The organism is Streptomyces sp. HUAS MG91 (assembly GCF_040529335.1).
Taxonomy (GTDB): domain Bacteria; phylum Actinomycetota; class Actinomycetes; order Streptomycetales; family Streptomycetaceae; genus Streptomyces; species Streptomyces tabacisoli.
Map to the genome: position 1 here is coordinate 1,860,316 of NZ_CP159534.1, position 18,297 is coordinate 1,878,612.

The following is an 18,297-nucleotide window of genomic DNA, read 5'->3' on the forward strand; positions in this document are numbered from 1 at the left end:
GTCGTTCATTCGTGGTGATCGGTGCGCCGTCTCGGTCGGAGGCCGGTGCACTACTGAAAGTCTCGCTCAGCGCCCGGTCAGGCGCCTGGCGTCCGCCAGGTGGCCGGTGAGCCGCTCCTGGATGCGCACGGTCGCCTCGTCGAGCGCCTTGCGCGTACGCCGTCCGCTGCCGTCGCCCGCCTCGAAGGGGTCGCCGAAGACGACGTCGACCCGGCTGCGCAGCGGGGGCAGCCCCTTTATCAACCGTCCGCGCTTCTCCGTGCTTCCCAGGACGGCCACCGGGACGATCGGTGCCCCGCCGCGCACGGCGAAGTACGCGAGGCCGGCGCGCAGCGACGCGAAGTCGCCGTCGCCTCGGGTGCCCTCGGGGAAGATGCCGAGCACTCCCCCGTTCTTCAGCACGTCGAGGGCGCGCGTGATGGCGGTCCGGTCGGCGCTGGTGCGGTCGACCTTCAGCTGCCCGATGCCTTCGAGGAACGTGCCGAGCGGCCCGATGAACGCCTCCTGCTTGATAAGGAAGTGCGTCGGGCGCGGGGCGACACCCATGACCATGGGGCCGTCCACGTTGTGGGAGTGGTTCACCGCGAGGATGACCGGGCCGGTGGCCGGAACTCGCCACGCCCCGAGGACGCGCGGCTTCCACAGCCCGTACATCAGGCCGACGCCGATCCGCCGCCCGACCTCGGCACCTCGCACGGAGGGCGCATCGGTCACTTGGCGGCCCGCTTCTCCTCGACCAGCGTCACGACGCACTCGATGACCTGCTGCAGCGTGAGCTCGGTGGTGTCCACCTCGACTGCGTCGCCGGCCTTGGCCAGCGGCGACGTCTTGCGGCTGGAGTCGGCCTTGTCGCGGGCGACCAGGGCCTCCTGGGTCGCCTTGACGTCCGAGCCCTTCACCTCGCCGGAGCGGCGGGCGGCGCGGGCCTCGGGCGAGGCGGTGAGGAAGATCTTGAGGTCGGCGTCGGGCAGCACGGTCGTACCGATGTCGCGGCCCTCGACGACGATGCCGACCTCGGCGCCCTTGGCGATGGAGCGCTGGAGGTCGGTGATGCGGGCGCGCACCTCGGGCACCGCGCTGACGGCGGAGACCTTCGAGGTGACCTCGGTGGTGCGGATCGGGCCGGCGACGTCCGTGCCGTCCACCGTGATGGTGGGCGCGGCCGGGTCGGTGCCGGAGACGATGTCGGCCTTGCCGGCGACGGCGGCGATCGCGGTCGGGTCGGTCAGGTCGATGCCGTTGTTCACCATCCACCAGGTGATGGCGCGGTACTGGGCGCCGGTGTCCAGGTAGCTCAGACCGAGCTGCGCGGCGACGGCCTTCGAGGTGCTGGACTTGCCCGTGCCGGAGGGTCCGTCGATCGCGACGATGACAGCTGCCGGGGTTTCCATGGGTGACGGACACCTTTCTCAGTGCACGGGGGCATGCGTACGGGGCGCGGACACGCCCCGCACAAGGTTACTGGCTCTGGCAGGCGCCTTTTACTGGCGCATGGCCCAGCCCCGCTCGCGCAGGGACGCGGCCAGTTTCGGGGCGGCGGCGGGCTGCACCATGAGCTGCACGAAACCGGCCTGCTGCCCGGTCGCGTGCTCGATGCGGACGTCCTCGACGTTGACCCCGGCCGCGCCGGCGTCGGCGAAGATGCGGGCCAGCTCGCCGGGCTGGTCGGAGATGAGCACGGCGACGATCTCGTACGCGGCCGGGGCGGCGCCGTGCTTGCCGGGCACCCGGGCCTGTCCGGCGTTGCCGCGCCGGAGCATGGCCTCGACGCCCTCGGCGCCCTCGTGGCGCTTGGCGTCGTCGGCGGACTGCAGGGAGCGCAGGGACCGTACGGTCTCCTCCAGGTCACCGGCGACCGCGGAGAGCAGGTCGGCGACCGGGCCGGGGTTCGCGGAGAGGATGTCGATCCACATCTGCGGGTCGGACCCGGCGATCCGGGTCACGTCGCGGATGCCCTGCCCGCAGAGCCGGACGGCGCTCTCCTCGGCGTTCTCCAGGCGGGCCGCGACCATGGTGGAGACCAGGTGCGGCATGTGGGAGACGAGGGCGACGGCCCGGTCGTGGGCGTCGGCGTCCATGACGACGGGGACCGCGCGGCACAGGGCGACCAGTTCGAGGGCGATGTTCAGGACCTCGGTGTCGGTGTCCCGGGTCGGGGTGAGCACCCAGGGGCGGCCCTCGAAGAGGTCGGCGGTCGCGGCGAGCGGTCCGCTGCGCTCGCGGCCGCTCATCGGGTGCGTACCGATGTACGAGGTCAGGTCGAGCCCCAGCGCCTCCAGCTCGCGGCGCGGGCCGCCCTTCACGCTGGCGACGTCCAGGTAGGCGCGGGCCGTGCCGGCGCGCATCGCGTCGGCGAGCTGGGCGGCGACGTGCGCCGGCGGCACCGCGACCACGCACAGGTCGACGACGCCCTCCGGGGGCTCGTCGGTCCCGGCGCCGAGCGCGGCGGCCGTGCGGGCCTGCGCCTGGTCGTGGTCGGCGAGGTGCACGGTGACCCCGCGCGAGGCGAGGGCGAGGGCGGCGGAGGTGCCGATCAGGCCGGTGCCGATGACGAGTGCGGTTCTCACTGGGCGATGTCCTTGCGGAGGGCGGCCGCGGCACCGAGGTACACGTGCGCGATCTCGGACTTGGGCAGGTCGGTCTCGATGTGCGCGAGGAGCCGGACGACGCGCGGCATGGCGCCCGCTATCTCCAGCTCCTGGGCGCAGATCAGCGGCACGTCGGCGAGACCGTCGACGCCCAGCTTGCGGGCGGCGGCCGCGGGGAAGTCGGAGTGCAGGTCGGGCGTGGCCGTGAACCAGATGGAGATCAGGTCGTCCGCGGTCAGGCCGTTGCGCTCCAGGACCGTGGTGAGCAGCTCACCGACCTGCTCGTCCATGTGGTCGGCCGCGTCCCGCTCCAGCTGGACGGCGCCCCGGACCGCTCGTACCGCCACGACGGTGCTCCTTGCTTGTGCTGCGTACGTCTGTCCGCACCAGCGTAATTGGGCCCGCACGCACGGGTGCGCGGCGCCCGTCTGCCGAGACGGGGCCGCGCGCCGCGATACGTGCGTCTCAGAGGTTCTGCTGCTTGGCCAGCTCCTCCAGGGAGACGGCCGGGACCTGCCCGTCGGGAGTGATCTTGTCGACGAGCTGCGGCAGCTCCTGGGCCACCTGGTCGGCGACCTGGTCGCGGCTGATGCCCGCGTCGGCGGCGGCCCGGTCCAGGGTCTCGTCGGGGATGGCCTGCTTGACCTGGTCGGCGTCGAGCGGCTGGTTGCTGCCCGTGCCGACCCACGAGTCGAGCTGCTCCTGGCTGACCAGGCCGGACTTCGTGATCATGTCCATCAGTCCGCCGAGCGGATTGGACCCGCCCGCGGCGCCGCCCCCGCCCGTCTTGCCGCTCAGCACGGAGCCGAGAACCTGGCCGAGGATGTTGCCGGTGCCGGACGAGCCGCCCTGGCCGCCTCCGCCGAGGAGACCGCCGAGCAGACTTCCGAGATCGTTGCCCGCCATGGGGGTGCCTTTCGGGCTCGGGGAAACGCGAACCACCTCAATGTCACCCGAAGCGCACCGGGCCGCCACTCGGCCGGGTCAGCGGAAATTCGATCACGCCCGGCGGGCCGGCCGCCTACGCTCACGGCATGCACCCGCACGACCTGGTCCGCGACCACACGATCTACGCCTGCGTGATGGGTTCGCGGGCGTTCGGCCTGGCCACCGAGGACAGCGACACGGACCGCCGGGGCGTGTACGTCGCGCCGACGGAGCTGTTCTGGCGCTTCGACAAGCCGCCGACGCACGTCGACGGGCCGGCCGACGAGCAGTTCTCCTGGGAGCTGGAGCGCTTCTGCGAGCTGGCCCTGCGCGCCAATCCCAACGTCCTGGAGTGCCTGCACTCCCCCTTGGTCGAGCGGCTGACCCCGGCGGGCGAGGAGCTGCTCGCCCTGCGCGGGGCGTTCCTCTCCCGCCGGGCGCACGAGACATTCGCCCGGTACGCGGCAGGCCAGCGCAGGAAGCTGGAGGCCGATGTCCGCGCCCACGGCGCCCCGCGCTGGAAGCACGCGATGCACCTGCTGCGGCTGCTGGCGTCCAGCCGCGACCTGCTGCGCACCGGCGAGCTGCGGATCGACGTGGGTGAGGACCGTGCCGCGCTGCTCGCGGTGAAGCGGGGCGAGGTGCCCTGGCCCGAGGTGGACCGCAGGATGGCCCGGCTGACCGCGGAGGCGGACGCGGCGGCGGACCGCACCCCGCTCCCGCCGGAGCCGGACCGGGCCCGTGTCGAGGACTTCCTGGTCCGCACCCGCCGCGCCTCGGCCCGCGCCTGAGGGAGGTCAGTTCCCCAGGCGGGCCCGCACCACGAAGTCGTGCAGGGCGTCGTACGCGGTCGGGGCGTCGGGCAGCTTCGAGGCGGCCTGCGCCTCGTCGAGGCGGATGTGCAGCGCCTCGATGTCGGCCTCGGCCCGGCCCGGGTCGACCGGGGCGGGCCCGTGCTCGGCCGCCGCCTTCACCTCGATCAGCCCGGGCAGATAGTCCGGGCCGAGGCCCACCTCGTCGTACAGGGTGGGCAGGTCGGCCTGGATCTCGCCGGTGCGCATCAGGTGGATTCCGGTGAGCAGCACCCGGAACGTGTACAGCAGCGGCTTCAGCTCCCGGTTCTTCGCGTACAGCCGCCACTGGGTGCCCGCGAAGCCCCGGTAGTGGTGGGCGTGGTGGCGGGTGATGACGCCGGGCGCGAGGGCGGCGAGTTCCCGGTGCGCGGCGCCCGTGTGGACGACGAGCGGGGAGAGCAGCTGTTCCAGCACATAGCCGTTGCGCCGGAGCATGAGGCGGACGAACTTGCGCAGGTCGTGCGTGACGAGGTCCATCTCGACGCCGTCCTCGAACCACATCCGCGACCGGGTCTCCTCCGGCTCGCGCAGCCCGACCAGCGCCTCGGCGGGCAGCAGGTGCACTCCGCGCAGGTCCACGTCCGAGTCGCGGGACGGGAAGCCGTACAGGTGCGCGCCGGAGACGGTCGCGAAGAGCAGCGGGTCGGGCTCCGCGGCGACCACGGCGGTCAGGTCCACGGACGCCGGCAGCAGGGCGTTGTCGGTCATCTCCCCATGCTCTCCGACTCCGCCCGCGCGCCCCACCGAATTATCCGGCGTCGCCGCTGCTCACGCGGCGTCCCACCGCTTTCCGAACCCGAGCAGTTCGTCCCGGTGCTCGATCCGCTCGACCCACGGCCCGGGCCAGGCGTCGGCGCCGAGCCGCGCTCCGGCGAACGCCCCGGCCAGCGCCGCGATCGAGTCCGAGTCGCCCGAGGTGCAGGCGGCCCGGCGCAGCGCGAGCGCGGGTTCGTCGACGAACAGCAGGAAGCACAGCAGCCCGGTGGCGAGCGCCTCCTCGGCGATCCATCCGGCGCCGGTGGCGAGGCACGGGTCGACCTCGGGGTTCGCGTCCCGCAGCGCGCCCTCCAGCCGCTCCAGGACGCCCAGGCACTCGTCCCAGCCGCGCGCGATGAACTCCTCGGGGCCCGCGTCCTGGGAGCGCAGCCACAGGTCGCCGAGCCAGCGCTCGTGGTACCGGGTGCGGTTCTCGAGCGCGTACGACCGCAGCCGTCCGACGAGTCCGGTGGGGTCGGCGCCCTGCGCGAGGAGGTGCACGGCCCGCGCGGTCAGGTCGCTCGCGGCGAGCCCGGTCGGGTGCCCGTGCGTGAGCGCGGCCTGCAACTGGGCGGCCCCGGCCCGCTGTTCGTCGTCGAGGCCCGGTACGAGTCCGAGCGGGGTGACCCGCATGTTGGCGCCGCAGCCCTTGGAGTGGATCTGGCTGGCGTCGCGCCAGTCGCGCCGCGGGTCCTCCAGGAGGTCGCAGGCGCGCAGGCAGGTGTTGCCGGGGGCGCGGTTGTTGTCGGGCGAGCGGTTCCAGGCGATGAACTCGCGGCGCAGGGCGTCGGCGTACCGCTCGGGGGCCTCGGGCGCCCCGGCCCGCGCGACGGCGAGCGCCATCTGCGTGTCGTCGGTGATCCAGGCGACGGGGCCGTCGTCGGGCAGCTCCATCTCCCGCCACGGGCCGCACATCGCCAGGATCGCCGGTACGTCGTGGAACTCGGTCGGGGCGCCGAGCGCGTCCCCGAGCGCCAGCCCGAGCAGCGATCCGGTGGCGGCGCGCTTGATCATGAGGAAGGACCCTTCTTCGCATCGGGCACGGGCTCGGGAGCGGGCCGCAGCAGCGGCGGGTGGAGGGATCCGGCGCCGCCGGCCCGGTACAGCGCGGCGGGCTTGCCGCGGCCTCCGGTGAGCCGGGACGCGCCGGGGATCTGCTCGACGAAGCCGGGGGTGGCGAGCACCTTGCGGCGGAAGTTCGCCGGGTCGAGCTCGGTCCCCCACACCACCTCGTAGACCTGCCGCAGCTCGCCGAGGGTGAACTCGGGTGGGCAGAACGCGGTGGCCAGGCAGGTGTACTCCAGCTTGCCGCCGATCCGCTCGTGGGCGTCGGCGAGGATCCGGTCGTGGTCGAAGGCGAGCGGGCCGTACGCGCCGCCGGCCCCCTCCTCGTACGGCAGCCAGGCGGCCCGTGCCGCGTCGCCGCCGCCCTGCGCCTGCGGCGCGTCCGGCACCAGGGCGGCGAAGGCGACCGAGACGACGCGCATCCGGGGGTCGCGGCCCGGCTCGCTGTAGGTGCGCAGCTGCTCCAGGTGGAGCCCGGCGACGTCGGCCAGTCCGGTCTCCTCGGCCAGCTCGCGCCGGGCCGCCTCCTCGGCGGCCTCGTCGGGCTCCAGGAAGCCGCCGGGCAGCGCCCACTGGCCCGCGTACGGCTCCTGGCCGCGCTCGACGAGCAGGATGTGCAGCCGGCCCGATCTGAGCGTGAAGACGGCCAGGTCGACGGTGACGGCGAACGGTTCGTAGGCGTACTTGTCGTAGCCCTGCACGGACATGCGGCGACCCCCTCCCTTATTGGTCTTAGAGACTTTAAAGGAGGGGGTCGCCCACGACAACCCTTGCGGGAGAGTCCGGAGGTCCGGCCTACAGATCGACTTCCTTCATCAGCATGCCGACCTCGGTGTTCGACAGGCGGCGCAGCCAGCCCGACTTCTGGTCGCCCAGGGTGATCGGCCCGAAGGCGACGCGCACCAGCTTGTCGACCGGGAAGCCGGCCTCGGCGAGCATCCGCCGCACGATGTGCTTGCGGCCCTCGTGCAGGGTGACCTCGACCAGGTAGTTCTTGCCGGTCTGCTCCACGACGCGGAAGTGGTCCGCCTTGGCGTACCCGTCCTCCAGCTGGATGCCGTCCTTGAGCTGCTTGCCCAGGTCGCGCGGGATCGGGCCCACGATGTGCGCGAGGTAGACCTTCTTCACGCCGTACTTCGGGTGCGTGAGGCGGTGGGCCAGCTCACCGTGGTTGGTGAGCAGGATGACGCCCTCGGTCTCGGTGTCGAGCCGTCCGACGTGGAACAGCCGCGTCTCGCGGTTGTTCGTGTAGTCGCCGAGGCACTGCCGGCCCTCGTTGTCCTCCATGGTGGAGACGACGCCGGCCGGCTTGTTCAGCGCGAAGAACTGGTACGACTGCGTGGCCACGGTCAGACCGTCGACCTTGATCTCGTCCTTCTCGGTGTCGACGCGCATGCCCTGCTCGAGCACGATCTCGCCGTTGACCTCGACGCGGGCCTGCTCGACCAGCTCCTCGCAGGCGCGCCGCGAGCCGTAGCCGGCCCGGGCCAGCACCTTCTGCAGCCGCTCGCCCTCCTGCTCGGCGCCGGGGAACGTCTTGGGGAGGTTCACCTTCGGCTTGCCCGCGTACCGCTCGCGGTTGCGCTCCTCGGCACGGGCGTCGTACTCGCGCGAGGTGGCCGGGGCCCAGCGCCCGCGGCCCTGCGAGGGCTGCTGCCCGCGCTTGGGGCCGCCCTTGGCGCCGCCGCGCGCGGAGGCGCCGCGACCCGACTTCGGGCCGTCCTGGGTGGCGCCGGGGCCCACGTCGTAACGCCGCTCCTCCGGGCGCGGCCTCTTCGGGCGGGCGCTGCCGCCCTGCTTGTCGTCGCGGTCGTTGCCGGCGCCGCGGTGATTACCGCGGCCGCCGCCACTCCCGCCGCGGCCGCCGCTGTTGCCACCACGGCTCCCGCCGTTGTTTCCGCTGCTGTTCCTGCCGCTGCTGCTTCGCATCAAATTTCCGTTAGTCGGCTGTGTGCTCGGTGTACTCCGGGCCCGGCGCATCGGGTGCGTCCGGGTCGAAGGACGGGACCCCTTCCAGCGTGTCCGCCTCGATCGCGTCCGCCTCGGGGAGGAAGGGCGCGAGTTCCGGCAGCTCGTCCAGGCCGCGCAGGCCCATCCGCTCCAGGAAGTAGTTCGTCGTCCTGTACAGGATCGCACCTGTTTCGGGTTCCGCGCCCGCCTCCTCCACCAGCCCCCGCTGCAACAGGGTCCGCATGACCCCGTCACAGTTCACTCCGCGCACGGCGGAGACCCGGGAACGGCTGACCGGCTGGCGGTACGCGACCACGGCCAGGGTCTCCAGGGCGGCCTGGGTCAGCCGGGCGATCTGCCCGTCCAGGACGAAGCCCTCCACGGCGGCCGCGTACGCGGGCCGGGTGTAGAACCGCCAGCCGCCCGCGACGAGCCGCAGCTCGAAGCCGCGCCCCTGCACGGTGTACTCGTCGGCGAGCTCCCGCAGCGCGTCGGCGACGGCCCGCCGGGGCCGCTGCAGGATCTTGGCGAGGTGCTCCTCGGTGGCCGGCTCGTCGACGACCATGAGCACGGCCTCCAGCGCGGGCTTCAGGTCGAGCCCCGCGACACCGGTCGCGCCGTCCACGCTCATCGCGCACTCTCCTTGTCGTCGCCGACGGGCTCGGGCGCCCGGTCGAACTCGTCGGTCACCACCGGCCGCTCGTCGCCGTCACCGCCGGTCCACCGCACGAGCAGCTCGCCCAGCGCGGTCTCCTGGTCGAGCGCGACGGCCTTCTCCCGGTACAGCTCCAGGAGCGCCAGGAACCGCGCGACGACGGTGAGGGTGTCGTCGGTGTCGGCCACCAGCTCGCGGAAACTGGCCTCCCCCAGGTCCCGCAGCCGCGCCATGACCACGCCCGCCTGCTCCTGCACGCTCACCAGCGGGGCGTGGATGTGCTCGACGTACACCTGCGGCTTGGCCTTCGGCTGCATCGCCTTCACGGCCAGCTTCGCGAACCCCTCGGCGCCGATGCTGATGACGACATCGGGCAGCAGCTCGGCGTGGTGCGGCTCCAGGCCCACGGTCCGCGGGTAGCGGCGCGCCTCGTCGTCCATGCGCGCGGTGAAGATGTCGGCGATCCGCTTGTACGCGCGGTACTGGAGCAGCCGGGCGAAGAGCAGGTCCCGGGCCTCCAGGAGCGCGAGGTCGGCCTCGTCCTCGACCTCGGCGGCCGGGAGCAGCCGGGCGGCCTTCAGATCCAGCAGCGTGGCGGCGACGACCAGGAACTCCGTCGTCTGGTCCAGGTCCCAGTCGGGCCCCATGGCACGGATGTGCGCCATGAACTCGTCGGTGACCTTCGACAGGGCGACCTCGGTGACGTCCAGCTTGTGCTTCGAGATCAGTTGCAGGAGCAGATCGAAGGGACCCTCGAAGTTGGCGAGCCGGACCTTGAAGCGCCCGTCGTCCGGCGCCTCCTCGGCGGGGACCTCTTCGGCCGGGGCCTCGTGAGCGGGCTCGACGGCCTCGGGCTCCGCCTCCTCCGGGGCGGCCAGCGCCCCCCGTCCCAAGGCGCGCCGACGCGCACCCCGGTCGGGAGAGAGGGAGGAGGAATCGTTCACGGGCACAATGCCGGAGGCTACCGCCCGCGAAGCCTGCGTACGAGAATGCTGGCGTCGCCGCGCGACTCCAGGTCGGCCAGGACCACGGCGACGGCCTCGCGCACGATCCGTCCCCGGTCCACGGCGAGCCCGTGCTCCCCGCGGAGCACCAGCCGCGCGTGCTCCAGGTCCATCAGCTCCTCGGCGGAGACGTACACGGTGATCTTCTCGTCGTGCCGCTCCCGGCCGCTGGGCCGACGGTTCGCGGCGCGGGCGCGGCGGCGGGCCTGACCCGTGCCCCGGCCACCGGCGGCAGAACCTTCCTGCGCGCCGCCGGACGAGCGCCGTGCGGGCTTCTCGGCCGGCTCCGCGGCGGCGGTCCGGCCACGCGACCCGGAGTCGGACTCCGCGTCCGCGGCGGTGTGTTCGGCGGACGGAGCGGCCTCGCCCTCGCCCTCCTCCGGGGCGGACGACGCGGCGGCCGCCTCGTCGCTCTCCCCGGCCGGCGCGGGCACCCGTGCCTCACCGTTCGCCGCGCGTCTCGGTGACGACGCCTGCAGTGCCATGCCCCCGGTCGTACGGAACAGTTCGTCGGCCCCCGGCAGACTCACTCGGCGTGACACCGGGCGAGCACCTCCCTGGCGAGCTGGCGATAGGCGGCGGCACCGACGGAGTTGGACGCGTACGTGGTGATCGGCTCACCGGCGACCGTGGTCTCCGGGAAGCGGACGGTCCGGCCGATGACCGTGTGGTAGACGTGATCGTCGAAGGCCTCGACGACACGCGCGAGCACCTCACGGCTGTGCACGGTCCGCGAGTCGTACATCGTGGCGAGGATGCCGTCGAGTTCGAGCTCGGGGTTGAGCCGCTCCTGGACCTTCTCGATGGTCTCGGTCAGCAGCGCGACACCGCGCAGCGCGAAGAACTCGCACTCCAGCGGGACGATGACCTTGTGAGCGGCCGTCAGCGCGTTCACGGTCAGCAGGCCGAGCGAGGGCTGGCAGTCGATCACGATGTAGTCGTAGTCGTCCATCAGCGGCTTCAGCGCCCGCTGGAGCGTGGACTCGCGCGCGACCTCGCTGACCAACTGCACTTCGGCGGCGGACAGGTCGATGTTGCTGGGCAGCAGGTCCATGTTCGGAACGGCCGTCTTCAGCAGCACCTCGTCGGCGGACATCCCCCGCTCCATGAGCAGGTTGTAGACCGTGAGGTCGAGCTCCATCGGGTTCACGCCGAGGCCGACCGACAGGGCACCCTGCGGGTCGAAGTCGACGAGCAGGACCCGGCGACCGTACTCGGCGAGCGCGGCACCCAGGTTGATGGTCGACGTGGTCTTGCCGACGCCGCCCTTCTGGTTGCACATCGCGATGATCTTCGCGGGGCCGTGGTCGGTCAGCGGTCCTGGAATCGGGAAGTACGGGAGCGGCCGCCCGGTCGGGCCGATGCGCTCACGGCGCTGGCGGGCAGCGTCGGGCGCGAGCGTGGCCGCGTACTCCGGATCGGGCTCGTACTCGGCGTCTGGGTCGTAGAAGTGTCCCTCGGGGGACAGTTCGTCGTAGTCGGCGAAGTGGCTGTGTGTGTCGCCACTTCGGTCGCCGGCCATGGCGTTCACGTGATGGCCATCCATGCTCTGGTGTGCTGTCTGCGTCGGCGTCTGCTGGGGGCTCTGGGACGAGCTGCCCTGATAGCCACTCTGGCGGGCCGCGAAGGTACGAACAGCGACGGAGCCGACAGCCTGAAGCCCCGCGGGTCCTTGTCCGCCTGGCTGGCCACCTCCGGGAGTAAATGTCGACTCATTCACAAGTCGTCTTACCTCCTTGGATGTGACCAGGAAAATTTATCGATAGGTCAGCGTGGCACCATGCCGACGGTTTGCGACTCTATGGCGTGTCACCACTCCGCAGCAACACAATCCGCCGGACCCGGCACGATGTGTCGGCACTTCAGCGACCGGGGAACACCCTCATGTCAAGGGCGTATGACGGTTCTTCGGCGGGTTTCACAGGGGCGCGAATCGGTTAAAGGGTTACGTTCACGGCGAGTTGACCATGTCCACGCGCCCGTCGTGCCCCCAAAAGGACGGCCGGACCCCTCGCAAGGTCCGGCCGCAGGCGTGAGATTGACGACTCCCGTTGACGCCCGCCCGGTACGGGCGGTCGGTCGGGGGTCGTACGGGGGCGTCAGCCCAGGAGGGTCTCCAGCTCGACGTGGTCCAGGCCGTGGGCCTCGGCGACCTCCTTGTAAACGACCTTGCCGTCATGCGTGTTCAGGCCCAGGGCCAGGGCCGGGTCCCGGCGCAGGGCCTCGGCCCAGCCGCGGTTGGCGAGCTCGACGATGTACGGCAGCGTCGCGTTGGTCAGCGCGTACGTCGACGTGTTCGGGACCGCGCCCGGCATGTTGGCGACGCAGTAGAAGACCGAGTTGTGGACCGGGAAGGTCGGCTCGGCGTGCGTCGTCGGGTGCGAGTCCTCGAAGCAGCCGCCCTGGTCGATCGCGATGTCGACAAGGACACTTCCGGGCTTCATGCGCGACACGAGCTCGTTGGTGACCAGCTTCGGCGCCTTGGCGCCGGGGATCAGGACGGCGCCGATGACGAGGTCGGCGTCGAGGCAGGCCTTCTCCAGCTCGAAGGCGTTGGAGACGACGGTCTGGATCTTCGTACCGAAGATCTTGTCGGCTTCCTTGAGCTTGTTGATGTCCTTGTCGAGCAGGGTCACGTGGAAGCCCATGCCGATGGCGATCTGCGCGGCGTTCCAGCCGGAGACGCCACCACCGATGACGACGGCCTTGCCGGCCGCGACACCGGGGACGCCGCCGGGCAGCACGCCGCGGCCGCCGTTGGCGGCCATCAGCTGGTAGGCGCCGACCTGCGGGGCGAGGCGGCCCGCGACCTCGGACATCGGGGCGAGCAGCGGGAGCGCGCGGTTGGCGGTCTCGACGGTCTCGTAGGCGATGGCGGTGGTGCCGGACTCCAGGAGCGCGTCGGTGCACTCCCGGGAGGCCGCGAGGTGCAGGTACGTGAAGAGCGTCTGGTCCTTGCGCAGGCGGTGGTACTCCTCCGCGATCGGCTCCTTGACCTTCAGGAGCAGGTCGGCGGTGGCCCAGACCTCGTCGGCGGTGCCGAGGATCTGCGCGCCGGCCGAGACGTACTCGGCGTCCGTGATCGAGGAACCCACACCGGCGTTCTGCTCGACGAGGACCTGGTGGCCGTGGCGCACCAGCTCGTGCACGCCGGCAGGGGTGATGGCCACCCGGAACTCGTTGTTCTTGACCTCGCGGGGGATGCCGACCTTCATCGTCGATCACGGTCCTTGGCTCAGGGGATTTTTCGGGCAATGCACTACATACCAGTGCTCCGAGGGGCGCACCGGGAGACACCGCGGAAGGACGCGGCGGAGCCAGTCTAATGAAGGTTTTCCGGCTGTCTAGCCTTTCGATGCATCAATCTTCTGCGGGTGCACTACGGATTTCGTAGGCGTTAGCGGCTTGTTCCGAAGGGTTTGCTTCCGGACTGGCCTGCTTGCCTTCGGTCGGCGCCGGCGCGATTTCCTCTCCCAGCATGCGCTCGGCGGCACTGCGGTGCAGCTTGGCCGCGGCCGGGTCGCCGAGCCGTTCGAGGGTGTCCGCCAGCCGCAGCTGGAGCGCCGCCTGGAGCCGTACGTCCTTGGCCTGACGGGCCCACTCGACGGCCTCCTGGCACGTGTAGAGCGAGTCCTCGGGACGGCCCGCGTACTCCTGCACGCGCGCCAGTTCGCTCAGCGCCCGCGCCTGCGCCGGGACGTCGCCCTCCTTGCGGTATCCGGCGACGGCCGACCGCCAGCCGCGCAGCGCGTCGCCGTAGCGCCCCGCGTACGTGTGCACCGCCGCGATCCGGCCGTGCAGCCGCGCGGCGTCCGCCCGCTCGCCCCGGGTGAGCCGCTGGGACAGGGCGCGGCCGTACCAGTCGGCGGCCCGCTGCCAGTCCCCCAGCTCCTGGTAGGTGCCGCCTACGGATTCCATCGCGCGGCCGGTCGCATAGGGGTCGCCGGCCGCCCGTCCGGCGTCCAGCGCGGCCCGGTAGCGGGCCAGGGCGTCCTGGGTGCGGCCGGTCCGCGCGTCGAGATCGGCGAGGTTGAGCAGGGCGGCGGCCTTCTCTCGCGGCAGGTCGCGCCGCTCGGCGACGTCGAGGACGAGCCGGTGGATGCCGTACAGCTCGGCGGCGGCGTCCTCCGGCCCGCGGTGCGCGACCAGGGCCCGCGTCAGGGCCGCCATCAGGCGCCGCGCCAGGGTGTCCAGCTCGCCGTCCGCCACGGCGAGCCGGGCCGCCGCGAGCAGGGTGGGCCGGCGCACCCGCAGCCATTCGGCGGCCGCCTCGGCGTCGGCGAACCGCAGGGCGCTGGGCAGCCCAGCGAGCTTCTTGCGGGGCGGGGAGCCGTCGGGCTCGGTGATCGCGCGGCAGGACGTGAGCAGCCGCACCGTGCGCTCCAGCATCCGGGCGCGGGCCAGCTGCACCTCGCCGGGCCGGTCCAGGGTCTCGGTGAGCCCGCGCAGCAGCGGCAGCAGACAGCCCGGCACCTCGTACTGCGGCAGCTCGGAGGCGACGCCCCGGACGAGCCCGAGCGTCACGAAGTCGTCGAGCGTGGTGCGGGCGGCGGACACCGAGCAGCCGGCGAGCGCGGAGGCGGTGTGCGGGTCGACGTAGCCCTCGGGCGCGAGGGACAGGTATCGCAGTATCCGGGCGGCGGGCGCCGGCAGGGACGCGTAGGCATGCCGGAACACGCGGGCGAGGGCGGGGCCGTCGCCGTCCAGCGCGTGCAGCTGCTTGGCCAGATCGGCCACGGACTCCTTGGGCCGTACGGCGAGCCAGCCGCCGGCGATCTCCAGCGCCGCGGGCTCGGATCCGCACACCTCGACCAGGGACTCGGCCGAGCGCGGGTCGCAGGTGATCCGCACGGAACCGGTGTGCCGGGTGAGCAGTTCGACCGCGGACTTGGTGTCGAGGCCGCCGATCGTGCAGGGCCGCACGTCCGGGATGCCGGTGAGCGGGCCCTCGGCGACGGCCACCACCAGGCAGTCGGGGGTCTCGGGCAGCAGCTCGTCGACCTGTTCGGCGCTGCTCGCGTCGTCGAGCAGCAGGACGACCCGGCGCACGGACAGCCCCTCGCGCAGCCGCTCCGTCAGATCGTCGGCGGACTCGCCGGGCGGTGCGGGCAGGTCGAGCGCGTCCAGCAGGTCGCGGGCGACGCGCTCGGTCGGCACCGGGGTGCCGTCGGGCGCGGTGAGCCGGGTCCGGACCGCGCCGTCCGGGTAGCGGTCGGCGATCTGGCGCAGCAGTTCCCCGGCGAGTGCGGTGCGGCCGGTGCCGGGGCGGCCCGCGATGAGCAGGACCCGGGCCCTGGGTGCCTTGCGGCCCGACAGGGTGTCCAGGCCGGCGCGCTCGATGTCGGCGCGCAGCTCTTTCAACTCACGCCCGCGCCCGAGAAACTGAGAGGCCGTCATGTCCAGGCCGCGGCGGGTGCGGCGCCGCTTTCGGGCTCGCCCAGAGGGCTCCTCGACCGCCTGATTCGTCACGGGCCACGCTCCGTCTCACGCCAGCCCCTCCGGGGGTCGGCAGGGGCGAGGCCGAGCCTAGTTCAGGGGGTGCCGTTGCCCTGGCCGGGCAGCGCGGGCGGGTCCCCCGATCGGATCAGCGGATGGTCTGACCGGGGTGGTTATTCGTCCGCGGCTCCGGTGGGGCTTCTCGCGCAGTTCCCCGCGCCCCTGGGTCGTACGTCGGCTGACGGCCGGTGGCCGCTTCTCGCGCAGTTCCCCGCGCCCCTGAGATGCGCACTGCGTGCGCCATCTCATCACCAGAGGCGCGGCGAAGCCGCAGCCTCAAGGGGAGGCTGCGCGTCAGCGCATGCCTCAGGGGCGCGGGGAACTGCGCGACCAGCCCCCACCGGGCCGGCACCCGCGCGAGAACCGAACCCGCGACAGCGTCTAGGCGTCGAACGGCCGGGCCGGCCACTCGGCATCAGCAGGCCGCAGCGCATCCACCCCGTCCCCCGCCAGCACCGCACTCAACGACAACACCGCCACCACAAGACAGTTGTTGTGCAGCTCACCGCGGAGCACCCCCCGCACCAGCTCCCCCACCGGCACCCGGGCGAACTCCATGTCCGCCTCCTCGTCCTCCACCTCGAACCGCTCCCCGTCCGCCTCGGACAGCCCCCGGGCGAGAAAGATCCGCACGGCCTCCGAGCACCCACCCGGAGTGGTGTACACGTCAGTGAGAACGCGCCAGTCCTCGGCCTTGACGTGCGCCTCCTCGTACAGCTCCCGCTGCGCCGCGTGCAGCGGATTCTCGCCGGGGACGTCGAGCAGCCCGGCCGGGATCTCCCAGAGCTTCATGCCGACGGGGTGCCGGTACTGCTTCAGGAGCAGCACCCGCTCCTGGTCGTCGAGGGCGAGCACGGCGACCGAGCCGGGGTGGACCTGGTAGTCGCGCTGCGCCACGGTCCCGTCCGGCATGACGACATCGTCCGTACGCACCGAGGTCTTGTGCCCGACGAAGGGGGTCTCGGTCGCTCGGACCTCCCACTGCTCGGCGGTGTCCTTGATCGTCGTCATGCCGGAACGTCCTCCCACGTACGCAAAAGAAACCGGGGCACGTGCCGCATTTGGCACGCACCCCGGTAACCGTACATCGCTGGTACGACAGGCCTTACTTGGCCTTCTTGGCCCCCGCGGCGGCCTTCACCTTGCGCTCCACGGCGGCCTTGACCAGGCCGGCGAAGAGCGGGTGCGGACGCGTCGGGCGCGAGCGCAGCTCCGGGTGGGCCTGGGTGGCGACCAGGTAGGGGTGGACGTCGCGCGGGTACTCGACGTACTCGACGAGCTTGCCGTCCGGGGAGACGCCGGAGAACTGCAGTCCGGCCTTCTTCTCCAGCTCGGCGCGGTAGGCGTTGTTCACCTCGTAGCGGTGGCGGTGGCGCTCCTCGACGTACTCCTTGCCGTCGTACACCTCGCGCACGATGGAGCCCTCGGCGAGCTTGGCGGGGTACATGCCGAGCCGCATGGTGCCGCCCATGTCGCCCTCACCTGCGACGATGTCGAGCTGCTCCGCCATGGTCGAGATGACCGGGTGGGCGGTGGCCGCGTCGAACTCGGTGGAGTTGGCGTCCGGGATGTCGGCCAGGTTGCGCGCGGCCTCGATGACCGTGCACTGGAGGCCGAGGCAGAGGCCGAGCAGCGGGATCTTGTTCTCGCGGGCGAACTGGATCGCGCCCACCTTGCCGCTGACACCACGGTCGCCGAAGCCGCCGGGGATGCAGATCGCGTCCACGTCGCCGAGCTGCTTCTTGGCGCCGGCCGGCGTCTTGCAGTCGTCCGAGGTGACCCACTTGATCTTGACGCGGGCCTTGTTGGCGAAGCCGCCGGCGCGCAGCGCCTCGGTCACCGACAGATAGGCGTCGGGCAGGTCGATGTACTTGCCGACCAGGGCCATGACGATCTCGTGGTCGGGGTTGTGGACGCGGTCGAGCAGGTCGTCCCAGGTCGTCCAGTCCACGTCGCGGAACGGCAGGTCCAGCTTGCGGACCACGTACGCGTCGAGGCCCTCGGTGTGCACGACCTTCGGGATGTCGTAGATCGAGCGGGCGTCGGGGCAGGCCACGACGGCGTCCTCGTCCACGTCGCACATCAGCGAGATCTTGCGCTTGATGGCGGTGGGGACCTCGCGGTCGCAGCGCAGCACGATGGCGTCCGGCTGGATGCCGATGTTGCGCAGGGCGGCCACCGAGTGCTGGGTGGGCTTGGTCTTCAGCTCGCCGGAGGGGCCGATGTAGGGCAGCAGCGAGATGTGCACGACGAAGACGTTGTCGCGGCCGACCTCGTGGCGGACCTGGCGGACGGTCTCCAGGAACGGCAGCGACTCGATGTCGCCGACCGTGCCGCCGACCTCGGTGATCACTACATCCACCTCGTCCGTCGCCATGCGGCGGATGCGGTGCTTGATCTCGTTCGTGATGTGCGGGATGACCTGGACCGTGTCGCCCAGGTACTCGCCGCGCCGCTCCTTGGCGATGACCTGCGAGTACACCTGGCCGGTGGTGACGTTGGCCGAGCCGTCGAGGTCGACGTCGAGGAAACGCTCGTAGTGGCCGATGTCCAGGTCGGTCTCGGCGCCGTCGTTGGTGACGAACACCTCGCCGTGCTGGAACGGGTTCATCGTCCCCGGGTCGACGTTCAGGTACGGGTCGAGCTTCTGCATGACGACGCGGAGGCCCCGTGCCTTGAGCAGCATTCCGAGGCTGGAGGCGGTGAGGCCCTTGCCGAGGGATGAGGCGACACCCCCGGTGACGAAGATGTGCTTGGTCGTCGTGGATTTGGGCGTCATGGCCAAGAGGGGGCTCCCGTGGTCGCGGTCTGGGGTGCGTGCCGGGTCCTCCGGGGGAGGCGCCGTCGCTGCGGTTCGGGGGTTCTAGGACCACCGGCTCACGGGCTACCAGGGTATCAGCGCATCGGGGAGACTGCTTCCGGCCACGCTCCGCACATGCGTCACCACAAAGGAGCACCGGTATACCGCCGTCACGGCACACTCTTCCGTGGCTCACCCGTTC

At 71.9% G+C, this 18,297-nt stretch carries 18 protein-coding genes; 1 reads left to right on the plus strand and 17 read right to left on the minus strand.

All coding sequences use genetic code 11. The features are described 5' to 3' along the window. Positions 1–66: 66 nt before the first annotated feature. The 5 genes from ABII15_RS08585 to ABII15_RS08605 all read right to left on the minus strand — a co-directional run bounded on the left by ABII15_RS08585 (position 67) and on the right by ABII15_RS08605 (position 3,494). Entirely contained in the window at positions 67–714 is a 648-nt protein-coding gene (locus tag ABII15_RS08585) for a lysophospholipid acyltransferase family protein (RefSeq protein WP_353941680.1), read from the minus strand. Beyond that, complete coding sequence (gene cmk / locus ABII15_RS08590) at positions 711–1,391, minus strand: (d)CMP kinase (RefSeq protein ID WP_353941681.1); 681 nt, start codon at positions 1,389–1,391, stop codon at positions 711–713. The genes ABII15_RS08585 and cmk overlap by 4 nt, the downstream gene beginning before the upstream one ends. 90 nt (positions 1,392–1,481) lie before the next feature. After that, on the minus strand, positions 1,482–2,567 hold the full coding sequence (locus ABII15_RS08595; protein WP_353941682.1) for a prephenate dehydrogenase: 1,086 nt from the start codon (positions 2,565–2,567) through the stop codon (positions 1,482–1,484). Further along, complete coding sequence (aroH, locus tag ABII15_RS08600) at positions 2,564–2,935, minus strand: chorismate mutase (protein WP_353941683.1); 372 nt, start codon at positions 2,933–2,935, stop codon at positions 2,564–2,566. Before aroH ends, ABII15_RS08595 begins: the two co-directional genes overlap by 4 nt. 118 nt (positions 2,936–3,053) lie before the next feature. Further along, positions 3,054–3,494 carry a YidB family protein gene (locus tag ABII15_RS08605; RefSeq protein ID WP_353941684.1) on the minus strand — a complete coding sequence of 147 codons (441 nt, stop codon included), beginning with the start codon at positions 3,492–3,494 and terminating at the stop codon, positions 3,054–3,056. Between the two features lie 128 nt (positions 3,495–3,622). Here ABII15_RS08605 and ABII15_RS08610 point away from each other — a divergent pair, with 128 nt between their 5' ends. After that, positions 3,623–4,306 carry a nucleotidyltransferase domain-containing protein gene (locus tag ABII15_RS08610; RefSeq protein ID WP_353941685.1) on the plus strand — a complete coding sequence of 228 codons (684 nt, stop codon included), beginning with the start codon at positions 3,623–3,625 and terminating at the stop codon, positions 4,304–4,306. 6 nt (positions 4,307–4,312) lie between these two features. Here the strand turns inward: ABII15_RS08610 and ABII15_RS08615 are convergent, their stop codons facing one another. The 12 genes from ABII15_RS08615 to ABII15_RS08670 form a co-directional block, all read right to left on the minus strand. Continuing rightward, positions 4,313–5,077: a nucleotidyltransferase domain-containing protein gene (locus ABII15_RS08615; protein WP_353941686.1), complete on the minus strand. Its 765-nt coding sequence runs from the start codon at positions 5,075–5,077 to the stop codon at positions 4,313–4,315. 60 nt (positions 5,078–5,137) lie between these two features. After that, positions 5,138–6,139 (minus strand): ADP-ribosylglycohydrolase family protein, encoded by a 1,002-nt coding sequence (locus ABII15_RS08620; protein WP_353941687.1) that lies wholly within the window; start codon positions 6,137–6,139, stop codon positions 5,138–5,140. Then, entirely contained in the window at positions 6,136–6,897 is a 762-nt protein-coding gene (locus ABII15_RS08625; protein WP_353941688.1) for an NUDIX domain-containing protein, read from the minus strand. The genes ABII15_RS08620 and ABII15_RS08625 overlap by 4 nt, the downstream gene beginning before the upstream one ends. 88 nt (positions 6,898–6,985) lie before the next feature. After that, positions 6,986–8,119 (minus strand): pseudouridine synthase, encoded by a 1,134-nt coding sequence (locus ABII15_RS08630; RefSeq protein ID WP_353941689.1) that lies wholly within the window; start codon positions 8,117–8,119, stop codon positions 6,986–6,988. Positions 8,120–8,129: 10 nt separating this feature from the next. After that, complete coding sequence (gene scpB, locus ABII15_RS08635; protein ID WP_353941690.1) at positions 8,130–8,771, minus strand: SMC-Scp complex subunit ScpB; 642 nt, start codon at positions 8,769–8,771, stop codon at positions 8,130–8,132. Next, the gene (locus ABII15_RS08640; RefSeq protein ID WP_353941691.1) at positions 8,768–9,739 is read right to left on the minus strand and encodes a segregation/condensation protein A; all 972 of its coding nucleotides are present in this window, start codon (positions 9,737–9,739) and stop codon (positions 8,768–8,770) included. The genes scpB and ABII15_RS08640 overlap by 4 nt, the downstream gene beginning before the upstream one ends. Positions 9,740–9,756: 17 nt before the next feature. Continuing rightward, a complete protein-coding gene (locus tag ABII15_RS08645; RefSeq protein WP_353941692.1) occupies positions 9,757–10,341 on the minus strand; it encodes a hypothetical protein in 585 nt (194 codons plus the stop codon). Continuing rightward, the gene (locus ABII15_RS08650; RefSeq protein ID WP_351445483.1) at positions 10,326–11,519 is read right to left on the minus strand and encodes a ParA family protein; all 1,194 of its coding nucleotides are present in this window, start codon (positions 11,517–11,519) and stop codon (positions 10,326–10,328) included. The genes ABII15_RS08645 and ABII15_RS08650 overlap by 16 nt, the downstream gene beginning before the upstream one ends. A 379-nt stretch (positions 11,520–11,898) precedes the next feature. Then, positions 11,899–13,014 (minus strand): alanine dehydrogenase, encoded by a 1,116-nt coding sequence (gene ald / locus ABII15_RS08655; protein WP_353941693.1) that lies wholly within the window; start codon positions 13,012–13,014, stop codon positions 11,899–11,901. Between the two features lie 145 nt (positions 13,015–13,159). Beyond that, positions 13,160–15,196 carry a tetratricopeptide repeat protein gene (locus ABII15_RS08660; RefSeq protein WP_353946995.1) on the minus strand — a complete coding sequence of 679 codons (2,037 nt, stop codon included), beginning with the start codon at positions 15,194–15,196 and terminating at the stop codon, positions 13,160–13,162. Positions 15,197–15,676: 480 nt separating this feature from the next. Continuing rightward, on the minus strand, positions 15,677–16,306 hold the full coding sequence (locus ABII15_RS08665) for an NUDIX hydrolase (protein ID WP_353941694.1): 630 nt from the start codon (positions 16,304–16,306) through the stop codon (positions 15,677–15,679). A gap of 94 nt (positions 16,307–16,400) precedes the next feature. Beyond that, complete coding sequence (locus ABII15_RS08670) at positions 16,401–18,074, minus strand: CTP synthase (protein WP_353941695.1); 1,674 nt, start codon at positions 18,072–18,074, stop codon at positions 16,401–16,403. Positions 18,075–18,297 lie beyond the last annotated feature (223 nt).